Raw genomic sequence first — 10,696 nt, forward strand, 5'->3', positions numbered from 1 at the left:
GGGGCGCATTGCGCGGCGGCTCGCTCAATATGGACGTGCTCGTGGTCTTGGGAACGACGACGGCGTATCTTTACTCGCTGTATGAACTTTTTGGCGGCGTCGGGCATTTATATTTTGAAACGTCCGCGTGGCTGATTACCTTTATTTTACTCGGTAAATACTTGGAAGCGGCCGCGAAACGTCGCACCGGACGAGCGCTGGAAACATTGCTTGCCGCGGCACCCGCGCGGGCTCATCGCAAAGAAGGGGAAGAAATCATAACCATTGACGCGCATGACGTGACGGTCGGCATGACGCTTTGGGTCAAAGCGGGTGAGCAAGTTCCGGTGGACGGTCAAGTCAGCGAAGGCGCGCCGGAAGTGAACGAAGCGATGTTGACCGGTGAAAGCATGCCGGTAGAAAAAACGGTCGGCGATACGGTGACCGGCGGCACGGTAAACGGAGCGACGCCGTTTACGATGACGGCGCAAGCAGTCGGCGCCGATACGGTCCTTTCTCAAATCATTCGCGTCGTGGCGGCGGCGCAGGAATCCAAAGCGCCCATTCAGCGACTGGCAGATATTGTCTCCGCTCGGTTCGTGCCCGCGGTGATTTCGATCGCGGCGCTGACGGGCATCATTTACTACGCTTTTTGGGGCGCCACGCTGGAAACCGCGCTGCTGCGTACCGTGGCGGTGCTTGTCATCGCTTGCCCGTGTGCCTTGGGACTCGCGACACCGACATCGATTATGGTCGGCTCCGGGGTCGGTGCGCGCTCGGGCATTCTTTTTAAGAGCGCCGCTGATTTAGAAGCCGCCGGTAAACTTACCCATATTATTTTTGATAAAACCGGTACACTCACCAAAGGAGAACCGGAAGTAGTGGCGCTGGCGCCGCAAGGAGCGATGACGGAAAAGGAACTGCTCGCGTTGGCGCAAGGTTTGGAAAGCGGTTCCGGTCACCGTTTGGCCGGAGCGATTATGGCCGAGGGTCAAGCGCGCGCGATTCCGGCGCGTCGCTTTACGGATTTGACGGAAACCGTCGGTAAGGGAATGAGCGGTCAATACGAGGGCGCGACGTATACAATCGGTCGCGCCGCGTCCGGCGACCCGACGGCCGCCGCCTGGGAGGCGCAGGGCCGCACGGTGCTCGCCGTGCGTCGCGAAGCGGAAGTGCTTGGGATGATCGCAGTCGCAGATGCGTTGCGTGAGGACGCGGCAGAGGCCATTCGCGATTTGCATGCGCAGGGCATCGAAACGGAACTTTTAAGCGGCGACAATCGTCCCACCGCCGCGGCGATCGCGCGAAGTCTCGGGATCGACACCGTGACGGCGGAAGTAAAACCGATTGAAAAAGCGGACCATGTCGCCGCGCGCAAAGGCGCGGGCCGATTGGTCGCGATGGTCGGCGACGGCATCAATGACGCGCCGGCGTTGGCGACGGCGGATTTGGGCATCGCGATCGGCTCCGGCACCGCGGTCGCGATTGATGCCGCAGATATCGTTTTACTCCGCAGTCGCGTGCGTGACGTGGCTCGCTCCGTCACGCTGGCGCAAGCGACGCTGAAAAATATTCGTCAAAATCTTTTCTGGGCGCTGATCTACAACATGATCGGTATCCCGCTGGCCGCACTCGGTTACCTTTCACCGCTCCTCGCGGGCGCCGCGATGGCGCTCAGCTCCGTGTCCGTTGTGCTCAACGCGTTACGTTTGCAATACGTGTCATTGCGGTGAAGCGGTCCATGCCGATGCATTTTAGCGTGGTCACGCACCTTACAAGATCAAGGCGCATCGCTATTTTACAAAAAATGAAATCCCCCGTTACGGGGGATTTTTTTAAAATGGTGTACAATAGTGACAAGGAGGAACGCTTATGAACGATACGGAAGTACGAGAGCGACTCGCGGAACTCGGGGTCATCGAAACGGAAGCGGAAGACGAAGTGCTTTTGGTGCAGGATTTTGCCGACGGCCGGTACGCGGTGATTACCGACTCGGAAGGACGCGCACCGGAAACATTCGCCGAAGAGTTGTATTGGACATTGTACGCTGACGACGGTGAATTTTTATGGACGGTGACGATCCAAGACGGCGCGGCGTTGGCGGACTTGCTCACGGCCGGCGCCGGCGATGAAGATTTGATTACGCGCATGAGCGATTTGCGCGCGAAAAACACGGAAGAATTTTTAAACCGACAGTAGGAGGAGAGAAAATGACTGCGAAGTATGAAAATGTGCATTGGGAAAATCGTGACGGCATCGCCATCATTACCATTGATCGCCCCAAAGCGTTGAATGCGCTCAATATGGCGACGATGAAAGAATTGCACGCACTTTTCGCCGAAGTGGCACACGATGAAACCGTGGATGTCATTATTTTGACCGGCGCCGGTGAAAAGGCATTCGTAGCGGGCGCGGATATTAAAGAAATGGCGGCCATGGATACGCTCTCCGGTCGCGATTGGGGCCGTTTCGGTCAAGCGGTCACGCAGCAACTCGAAGACGCGCCGCAGCCGGTTATCGCCGCGGTAAACGGTTACGCGTTGGGCGGCGGTTGTGAACTTTCTCTCGCCTGCGATTTTCGGTACGCGAGCGAAAACGCGCAATTCGGTCAGCCGGAAGTAAAGTGGGGCATTTGCGCCGGGTTCGGCGCGAGCCAACGCTTGACGCGCGCGGTCGGTCCCGCGATGGCGAAAGAACTTTTATATACCGCCGATTTCATTGACGCGCAGGAAGCGTTGCGGATCGGTTTGGTCAATCGCGTAGTACCGCAAAAAGACTTGCTGGAAACGGCGCTGGCGACGGCGAAACGTATTCAAAAGAACGCCAAAGTCGCGGTGCGCGCAACAAAACGTTCGGTGCTGGCGGGACAGGATTTGGATCAGCGTAATGCGATTGAATTGGAAGCGCAATACTTCGGAATTTGTTTCGCGACCGAGGACCAAACGAAACGCATGCAGTCGTTCGGAAAGAAAAAATAATGACGCAAGATGCTCAACCTAAAGAAGAAGTCACGTTTGACACTTTCGCTCAATTAGATATTCGCACGGGGACGATTGTGGAAGCGAGCTCACTCAAGGGGGCGCGCGTGCCCGCGTACCGGCTGAAAGTGGATTTCGGACCCGCGATCGGCATCAAGCAATCATCGGCGCAAATCACGGATCTTTATACGCCGGAAGGTCTGATCGGTGAGCAGGTGCTCGGCGTGGTCAATTTCCCGCCGATGCATATCGCCGGTTGGCGGTCGGAAGTGCTCGTACTCGGCGTGTATACGGAGCAGGGTGTTGTTCTCATCGTGCCGAAACAAAAAACGGATAACGGTATGATATTGGGCTAAACAAAAAAGACGCGCGAGCGTCTTTTTTTGTTGCGCAAAATTAAAAATACATGCCGCCGAGAAAAAGGGAACGACAAAATGGCAGCCGTATTCATTCCATGCTATAATACAAAAAAGAACATTTGTTCGGAGTAAAATTATGGAATTTGACACGCTGCAACATAAACTGAAAATTTTAACCGACGCCGCGAAGTACGACGCCAGCTGCAGTTCGAGCGGATCCCGCCGCTCGCATCGCAATGGGGGCGTGGGCAATGCCGCCGAGTCGGGAATTTGCCACAGCTGGAGCGAGGACGGACGCTGCATTTCGCTGCTGAAAATTCTCCTCACCAATAAGTGCATTTACAACTGCGAATATTGCGTCAATCGCAGCAGCAACGATGTGGAACGGGCGGAATTCACGCCCGAAGAGGTCTGCGAACTCACGCTGAATTTTTATAAACGCAACTATATCGAAGGGCTGTTCCTTTCGAGCGGGATTGTCGGTAATGCCGATCACACGATGGAAAAATTGATCCGTGTCGCGCACCTTTTGCGCTATCGGGAAAATTTTAACGGCTATATTCACATGAAAGCGATTCCCAGAGCATCGCCCGCACTGGTGGAAGAATTGGGACGCTTGGTGGATCGGTTGAGTGTGAATATCGAACTGCCGACGGAATCGGCGCTGGCGCTTTTGGCGCCGCAAAAAAGCTTCGCCAAGATCTTTCAACCGATGGCGACCATTCGGCAACATATTCTGGAGAGCCGCAGCGAGCGCAAAACATCACGGCACGCGCCGCTTTTCGCGCCGGCGGGGCAAAGCACGCAAATGATTGTCGGCGCGAGCCGCGAGGACGATCGCACGATCATTCAGCGGGCCCAAGCGCTGTATCATTCGTTTGACTTGAAGCGGGTATACTATTCGAGTTTCGTGCCGGTGGTGTCGTCGCGTTTCACGGAAGGCATTGTGAAACCGCCGCTTTTGCGCGAGCATCGCATTTATCAGGCGGATTTTTTGATGCGCTACTATGATTTTACGGCCGATGAAATTTTAACGGCCAAAGAGCCTTTTTTTGACTTGGAGTTGGATCCGAAAATGTGCTGGGCGATTCGTCATTTGGATCGTTTTCCGGTGGAAATCAACCGCGCCGATTTGGAGGAGCTGATCCGTATCCCGGGGATCGGCATCACCGGCGCGAAACGCATTATTCGCGCGCGTCGTTTCGCCAAGTTGAAATACGACGACTTACGAACGCTGAAAATTTCCACCAAGCGGGCGCGCCACTTCATGACGGTCGCGGGCGTATACCGCGGCGCGGCGATCCGGTCGCGCCACGACTTACGGCAGCGCATGAAATTGCTCGAAGGCGCGCCGCGCTATGAGCAGATGGACTTGTTTGCGCCATGCTGACGCACTATGACGGAACCTATCCGGGATTTTTAACGGTGATTTTCGCGCGTTATCGAACGTTGGAAACGATTGAAATCGAACCGCTCACACCGCAAATGGATTTTCTGGTGGCGCATGATCGGGTCGCGACCGATCCGGCGAAAGCGGCGCGCGTTGCGACGTATTTGCGCGCCCAGTTCGGCGCCGATTTCCTGCGCCGTTGCTATGCCGCGTTGCTTTCGGTCGAAGCGCGCCATGAAACGGTGACCGCGCGAACGATCAAAAAATGCATTCGCCACGGCAAAGGCGTTTTGGCGAGCGTCGATCGGGACGCGGTCGCGTTTGATCGGATCGTGCGCGCGGTCTACAGCGAAGCGCACAGTTGGAAGGGTTTACTGCGTTTTCATGAGGTGCAGGACGGCTACTGGTACGCGCCGTTTGCGCCCAAGCATGATGTCATCGAATTGCTGACCGCGCATTTTGCCCGTCGGCTCAACGGCGAGCATTTCGTCATTCATGATTGTCCGCGCGGTTGCGCCGCGCTGTACGAGGACGGTCGCACGGAATATTTTTCTGCCGCGGCCTTGTCCGTCGTCGAAACGGCGGAGGAAAGCGCGTACCAGGACGCCTGGCGACTGTTTTATAAAACTGTTGCGATCCCCGAGCGCGCCAATCCGAAACTGCGCCAAAGCAATATGCCCAAACGCTACTGGGCGCATTTGATTGAGCGTTTATAAAAAAATTCATCGCAAAAAGCCGCTGCGCTTTCCGCGCAATAAAAAAGAACCGCCATTTTTTCGTGGCGGTTCTTTTTAGTGATTGTCGTCGTTGCGATGGGCGGAGCTTTCTGCCAATAGCGCCGCGTTCCGCAACAAAATTTTTTTGCCGCGCCACGCCCAGGCGCGATCGCCGTAAGCGGCTTGGAACGTGCGATTCGAGTAGCGGGAGATTTCCGCCGCGGTGATGCGCGCGATGCGATCGTTTTGAAATTCGGGGAGCGGCGTCGGCTCGACCGCGGTGTTATGCGGGCAGACCTCCTGACAGACGTCGCAGCCGAAAATATAATGATTTTTCGCGATGATAGCGGCTTCTGCGGCGGTCAGATCGCCTTTTTTCTGTGTGATGTACGATTTGCAACGTTGCCAAATAAATCGCTCCGGCGTCAGCGCCTGACCGGGGCAAAAGCGGCGACAACGTCCGCACTGCAGGCACGTTTTTCGCAGCGGCTCGCTCGGCGCAAGTGCAAGCGTCGTGACAAGTCCCCCGATCATGGTGTGGGTGCCGTAGCGATCATTAATGAGCGCCTTGTTCCAGCCGAAAAAGCCCAACCCCGCGAGATACGCCAAGGCTCGATCCGGAAGCGGCGACGTGTCGACAAAAGGGAAGAAATCGGCGTCGGGAAAATGCGCTTGAAGGCGGGCCTGTAAGCGCGTTAAATAGTGTTGCACAATGATATGGTAATCACGCGCCCGCGCGTATTCCGGCAAGTTCGCGGGAGGTTCGGCGGCGTTTTCCGCAGTGGCTACCGCAGGGCGATACGGAAAAAGACAAACGATCACGCTCTGCGCGCCGGGCAGTAAGGCGGAAGGATCCAGACGCGTCGTCACATCCGGCGGCGTGAAGGGCGACGGTTCGCCGGCCGCGTGGAGTGTTGCGCCAAGCGTCTCGGGGAGCGGCAAGCGCACGAAGCCGACTTCGGTAAGGCCGAGGCGATTCGCCTGCGTGATGATAATTTTATTTTTATCCATGTAGCTCCTTTCCGTTTTCATGTAAATAAAAACCGTGCCGCGATACGCAGCACGGTGTATTTATTCTTCTTCGCCGCGGCGCAGACGCTCGCGTAAAAGTTCGGCGACGCTTTCCGTCGGGCTGTCGTCGCTGTCGTATAAAAGGCCTTTCTCACTTTTCACCACAAGGCGATCATAGCGATGTTCATGGTGTACGGCCAACGCGGTTTCCACGAATTTATCGCAAGCCCAGTCGTGATACTCGGGACTCATCATGCGGGCCAGCGCCGGCGCTTTGATAAGTTGCTGCTGATACAGTTGTTGCAGCGACTGCCAGCTTTCCAGCCGCGGCGTCGCGCGAAATTTGACAATGACATAGTAGCCGCTATCCTGCAGAAGTTTAAGCTTGGCCAAAATTTCTTCCGGAGCGGTGCAATTGCTTTCGATCAGCAGGTGACGACGCTCGGCGACGGTCTGCTGAAACGCTTTTTCCGCCATGTAATCGGCAAAATGCTGCGTGATGTAAATACTGTACAGACCGTATTTTTCCTGCAGTTCCTGGTAATGCGGATGAAAACCGAACAAGGTATCGGGATCGCCGTGGATGAGTTGGTGCTCGCGGTTGTCGATGACCGTTGAAGCCATGCGGGACTTGCCCGAGCCGGGTTGCCCGCCGATCAGGTAAGCGATCGGACGCTCCACATTTTTCGGTTTATTGCCTGCGATGATGGGCCACACGCGCGTGGCGAATACGAAATCGGCCTGCGCGCGATCATAGGTGGATTCCGGCGCGGGCGGGACAAAATCAATGTCCGGTTTGGCGATTTCTTCAAAAAAGATTTCCGGTAAGTAGACATCCATGATGGTCAGCGCTTCTTCCAGCATGGATACCTGTTCTTCGACGGAAATACCGTAACCGCGACGTTCTTCGATTTCCGCGATTGCGGCGACGGTGCGGTGAATCAATTCTCCCAGCCGTTCCATGTGGCGCTGCTTACGCGAACCGCTTTGCGGGTCCGCGACCAACATGTTGCGAACCGTCACAAAAATTTCCGCGTTGACTTCCAGCTGAATCCCGGGAGGGACTTGATCAGCCGCTTTCTCGAGCTGCTGTAAGGTCTTTTGACTATACGGCATCCGATGCATCACACTCCTGTATCGAGTCAATATAAATCCTGCATATCTGTAGTAATAGTAGCAAATAATTACGAAAAAGTCACATAAAAACTCCTCTCGGTATGGAGAGGAGTGAAATGCCGCACGGATTTACGCGCGGGTACGGCTTGCGAGCGCCTTCAGGACAAGACCGGCCGCTTCGCGGTGCATTTTCTGATAGTCTTCTTGGCTGACGAAAACATTTTCACCGCGATTTATATGGCAAACCAAACAATTGGCGGCGGGGACATTGTACAGAGAAGCAAGCGTATAAATGATCGCGGTCTCCATATCGCAGTTGATGACGCCGCGCGCTTTAAGCTCCGTCATCAGCTTGCTTTCCGCAGAATTTTCGGACCAGGGGACAGAGCGGCCCTGACCGAGATAGTACGTGCCCGCCGTAAAGCCGATACCGTAAAAGGCTTGCTTTTTTTGCCGACAAGCTTCCTGATATAACGCGTGCCATAGTAGGGGATCGGCCGCGGCGGGATAATTATCATCGACGTACGCGTGCAAAAGAGATTTGTCGCGGATCATAGCGTGATTGAACAGCAGCGCGCCGGCGGGAATATCCTCCCGCCAGCTGCCGCACCCGCCGACGCGTACAAAGGCTTGCGCGCCGTTTTCGATAAGCTCCATCACGGCGATCTCCGTCGATCCCAGGCCGATACCGGTCGAGCAGACCGAAAATAATTTGTCTTCGTATGTACCGGAACAGACGACGAACTCGCGATTCCGGCAAAGTTCGGTGACATTTTGCCAATGATCGGTGACCAGCGGAATGCGGCCGGGATCGCCAACGAGCAATGTCGCCTCGCCTAAAGAGCCGGGCGTAACGCCTTGCAAGTGAATACTCATAACATTTCCTCCGCGTCAACGACGGACGGATCGCGTTTCAAAGTCAACATCACCGCGAACGAGATTAAATAGAGCGCCGTGAAGTAGAGCATCGCGTATCCAATGGTATAGTATTGCAATAAATAACCGATGGCGATTGGTGAGAAACCGCCGATCGCGCGTCCGATATTAAAGATCGTATTATTGGCGGTGGCGCGAATATTGGGCGGATAAAAGCTTGAAATCAAGGTGCCGTAGCCCGCATTCATGCCGTTGGCGAAGAACCCGACTACCGCGCCGCCGAGTAAGATGGCGATACCGCTGTTGGCATAAGCGTAAAGCAAAACGGAAACGGCCGAGCACAAAAGAAAGATGCCGTACGATTTTTTGGCGCCGAGGCTGTCCATGAAACGTCCGAATAAAAGCATGCCCAGACACATGCCGACGATGGTGCTGATGGTCCAAAGCGCGGAACCGGAAATCGTCAGCCCCAACTGTTTTTGCAAAATCGAAGGCAACCAAGTCATCAAGCCGAAGTAACCGCTGACCTGCACGGACGACATAATGATGAGCGTCACCGTAGTCCACGCGAGGCGCGGCGTTTTTACCAGTTCCGATAAAGAAACGTTCAAGGATTTTCCCTGCGCTTCCGCCGCTTCTTTAGCGGCGAGCCATTGGGGCGTTTCCGGCAAGTGGTAGCGAACCGCAACCGCCAGAAAAACCGGTACGATACCGAAGATGAAAAGACCGCGCCAACCGACGACAGGCAGCAGGAAGTACGCCAGCAGCGCCGCAATGATGGCGCCTACTTGGCCGCCGATCGTGACGTAGGAATTGGCCTTGCCGCGTTCGTGGCGCGGAAACGCTTCCACGAGCATCGCCATGCCTACACCGAATTCACCGCCGCCGCCTACACCGGCGAGGAAGCGGCAAGCCGCTACCCACCAAATGTTGGGCGCGAAGCCGATTAACGCGGTGGCGATTGAAAACAGCAGAATCGAATAGGAAAAAATCTTAATGCGTCCGTATTTGTCCGCGAGCAAACCGAACGTAATTCCGCCCAACAGCATGCCGATATTAGTGACGGTCGAGATCATGCCGCCTTGCGCGCCGCTCAAACCGAATGTCGCCATAATGGATGTCAAGGTGAATGACAGCATCATGATGTCGATACTTTCCAGCCCCAGGCCGAAAATAGATGACCACAAAATACGATTTCGATAACTCATACATGCCTCCTAAGCAATCATTCCACACAAAACGGCGCCGTTCTCCCACAGCGCCATTAACATTTTTATTATAACAAAATGAAGATATTTTGTCAGTCATTTTTTCGTTTTTTGATCAGCTTGAATTGCCAGGGAAATGATTTTCCATACGTCGCATAATCAATGCCGCGGCGGACATTACAAACGATCATTTCATCGTTGGCGATTTTGCCGTGCCGCAACTGCAGATTGCCGGACAAGACGGTTTTGCCGGAAAGCGCGGTGCTGATCCCCAATGCGCGCGCCAGTTTTCCGGGACCGTCGGCCCAGTGCTCCGGACGGATGCCGGCGCGGCGCGCGCGCACCAATTCGTCGCCGTAAATAATTTCACCCGCGCGCAAGAGCACGGCGGCCGGCGTGCCGTCTGCATCAACGACGATGTTGGCGCAGTCATGCAAACCGTAAACAAGATACACATACATATGACCGGCGGGACCGAACATGGGGCGATTGCGATTCGTTTCGCCGCGATACGCGTGCGACGCATCGTCCGGTTGGCCACGATAGGTGCCGCCGTAAGCTTCCGTTTCCGTGAGTCGGATGCCGACCAGCCCCTCGGGACTGCGGTGCCAAAGCGTAGCGCCCAACAAACGCCGCGCCGCTGTCACGGCGTCGGTCGTAAGTTCTTCCGCGGTAAATCGCGGGCGGCAAAATAAATTAAGCGCGGACATCGACATGCATCCCGATTTCTAAATGCGGGGCCGGTTTTGTGATGACGCGTTCGCCGGCCGTAAGACCTGCCAAGACGACCCAATCGTCACCGTCAACATAAGCGGTAGTGACGTGACGGGCGTCAATCAGACCGTCCGCAGTGACGATGTACACCGTATCGTCACCGATGTTGCTGCGGCGCGGCAAATGAATCAGCGAAACCTTGGTCGGCAGCTTCAACGTGAGCGGATAGGGGGTGGCGGGCTGTAACATCTCGCCGGGATTGTCAAACCGGAACTTCAGTGCGGTTACAGCTTCTGCTGGCGCTGTTTTTCGCCATTGTGCTCAACCCGCTGGTGACATGGTTTTTACG

Annotated in this window: 12 protein-coding genes; 6 read left to right on the forward strand and 6 right to left on the reverse strand. The window is 55.5% G+C overall.

The features are described 5' to 3' along the window. The 6 genes from KH813_RS04455 to KH813_RS04480 form a co-directional block, all read left to right on the forward strand. The coding region (locus KH813_RS04455) for a copper-translocating P-type ATPase (RefSeq protein WP_303993743.1) at positions 1-1,712 on the forward strand (1,712 nt) is incomplete at its 5' end. Between the two features lie 139 nt (positions 1,713-1,851). Further along, on the forward strand, positions 1,852-2,178 hold the full coding sequence (locus KH813_RS04460) for a hypothetical protein (RefSeq protein WP_303993746.1): 327 nt from the start codon (positions 1,852-1,854) through the stop codon (positions 2,176-2,178). 11 nt (positions 2,179-2,189) lie between these two features. Beyond that, on the forward strand, positions 2,190-2,957 hold the full coding sequence (locus tag KH813_RS04465) for an enoyl-CoA hydratase-related protein (RefSeq protein ID WP_024048139.1): 768 nt from the start codon (positions 2,190-2,192) through the stop codon (positions 2,955-2,957). Continuing rightward, positions 2,957-3,313 (forward strand): tRNA-binding protein, encoded by a 357-nt coding sequence (locus tag KH813_RS04470; protein ID WP_303993751.1) that lies wholly within the window; start codon positions 2,957-2,959, stop codon positions 3,311-3,313. The genes KH813_RS04465 and KH813_RS04470 overlap by 1 nt, the downstream gene beginning before the upstream one ends. Before the next feature lie 139 nt (positions 3,314-3,452). Further along, complete coding sequence (locus KH813_RS04475) at positions 3,453-4,706, forward strand: putative DNA modification/repair radical SAM protein (RefSeq protein ID WP_303993754.1); 1,254 nt, start codon at positions 3,453-3,455, stop codon at positions 4,704-4,706. Next, the gene (locus KH813_RS04480; RefSeq protein WP_303993757.1) at positions 4,700-5,422 is read left to right on the forward strand and encodes a TIGR03915 family putative DNA repair protein; all 723 of its coding nucleotides are present in this window, start codon (positions 4,700-4,702) and stop codon (positions 5,420-5,422) included. The genes KH813_RS04475 and KH813_RS04480 overlap by 7 nt, the downstream gene beginning before the upstream one ends. Positions 5,423-5,497: 75 nt before the next feature. Here KH813_RS04480 and KH813_RS04485 read toward each other — a convergent pair whose 3' ends face one another. The 6 genes from KH813_RS04485 to KH813_RS04510 form a co-directional block, all read right to left on the reverse strand. Further along, positions 5,498-6,433: an epoxyqueuosine reductase gene (locus KH813_RS04485; protein ID WP_303993760.1), complete on the reverse strand. Its 936-nt coding sequence runs from the start codon at positions 6,431-6,433 to the stop codon at positions 5,498-5,500. A 60-nt stretch (positions 6,434-6,493) separates the two neighbouring features. Further along, the gene (locus KH813_RS04490; protein ID WP_303993763.1) at positions 6,494-7,549 is read right to left on the reverse strand and encodes a zeta toxin family protein; all 1,056 of its coding nucleotides are present in this window, start codon (positions 7,547-7,549) and stop codon (positions 6,494-6,496) included. Positions 7,550-7,678: 129 nt separating this feature from the next. Then, on the reverse strand, positions 7,679-8,425 hold the full coding sequence (locus KH813_RS04495; protein WP_303993766.1) for a nucleoside phosphorylase: 747 nt from the start codon (positions 8,423-8,425) through the stop codon (positions 7,679-7,681). After that, entirely contained in the window at positions 8,422-9,633 is a 1,212-nt protein-coding gene (locus KH813_RS04500; protein WP_303993769.1) for an MFS transporter, read from the reverse strand. The genes KH813_RS04495 and KH813_RS04500 overlap by 4 nt, the downstream gene beginning before the upstream one ends. Before the next feature lie 92 nt (positions 9,634-9,725). Beyond that, the gene (locus KH813_RS04505; protein ID WP_303993772.1) at positions 9,726-10,343 is read right to left on the reverse strand and encodes a DNA-3-methyladenine glycosylase; all 618 of its coding nucleotides are present in this window, start codon (positions 10,341-10,343) and stop codon (positions 9,726-9,728) included. Next, the gene (locus tag KH813_RS04510; protein ID WP_303993774.1) at positions 10,330-10,596 is read right to left on the reverse strand and encodes a hypothetical protein; all 267 of its coding nucleotides are present in this window, start codon (positions 10,594-10,596) and stop codon (positions 10,330-10,332) included. Before KH813_RS04510 ends, KH813_RS04505 begins: the two co-directional genes overlap by 14 nt. Positions 10,597-10,696: the final 100 nt, after the last annotated feature.

Source organism: Negativicoccus succinicivorans (assembly GCF_018373335.1).
Classification (GTDB): Bacteria; Bacillota; Negativicutes; order Veillonellales; family Negativicoccaceae; genus Negativicoccus; species Negativicoccus succinicivorans_A.

What these genes read in the sequence shown, in the direction of transcription:
- KH813_RS04460 (WP_303993746.1), top strand. Translation starts at nt 1,852, where the DNA reads ATGAACGATACGGAAGTACGAGAGCGACTCGCGGAACTCGGGGTCATC.
- KH813_RS04465 (WP_024048139.1), top strand. Translation starts at nt 2,190, where the DNA reads ATGACTGCGAAGTATGAAAATGTGCATTGGGAAAATCGTGACGGCATC.
- KH813_RS04470 (WP_303993751.1), top strand. Translation starts at nt 2,957, where the DNA reads ATGACGCAAGATGCTCAACCTAAAGAAGAAGTCACGTTTGACACTTTC.
- KH813_RS04475 (WP_303993754.1), top strand. Translation starts at nt 3,453, where the DNA reads ATGGAATTTGACACGCTGCAACATAAACTGAAAATTTTAACCGACGCC.
- KH813_RS04480 (WP_303993757.1), top strand. Translation starts at nt 4,700, where the DNA reads ATGCTGACGCACTATGACGGAACCTATCCGGGATTTTTAACGGTGATT.
- KH813_RS04485 (WP_303993760.1), bottom strand. Translation starts at nt 6,433, where the DNA reads ATGGATAAAAATAAAATTATCATCACGCAGGCGAATCGCCTCGGCCTT.
- KH813_RS04490 (WP_303993763.1), bottom strand. Translation starts at nt 7,549, where the DNA reads ATGCCGTATAGTCAAAAGACCTTACAGCAGCTCGAGAAAGCGGCTGAT.
- KH813_RS04495 (WP_303993766.1), bottom strand. Translation starts at nt 8,425, where the DNA reads ATGAGTATTCACTTGCAAGGCGTTACGCCCGGCTCTTTAGGCGAGGCG.
- KH813_RS04500 (WP_303993769.1), bottom strand. Translation starts at nt 9,633, where the DNA reads ATGAGTTATCGAAATCGTATTTTGTGGTCATCTATTTTCGGCCTGGGG.
- KH813_RS04505 (WP_303993772.1), bottom strand. Translation starts at nt 10,343, where the DNA reads ATGTCCGCGCTTAATTTATTTTGCCGCCCGCGATTTACCGCGGAAGAA.
- KH813_RS04510 (WP_303993774.1), bottom strand. Translation starts at nt 10,596, where the DNA reads ATGTTACAGCCCGCCACCCCCTATCCGCTCACGTTGAAGCTGCCGACC.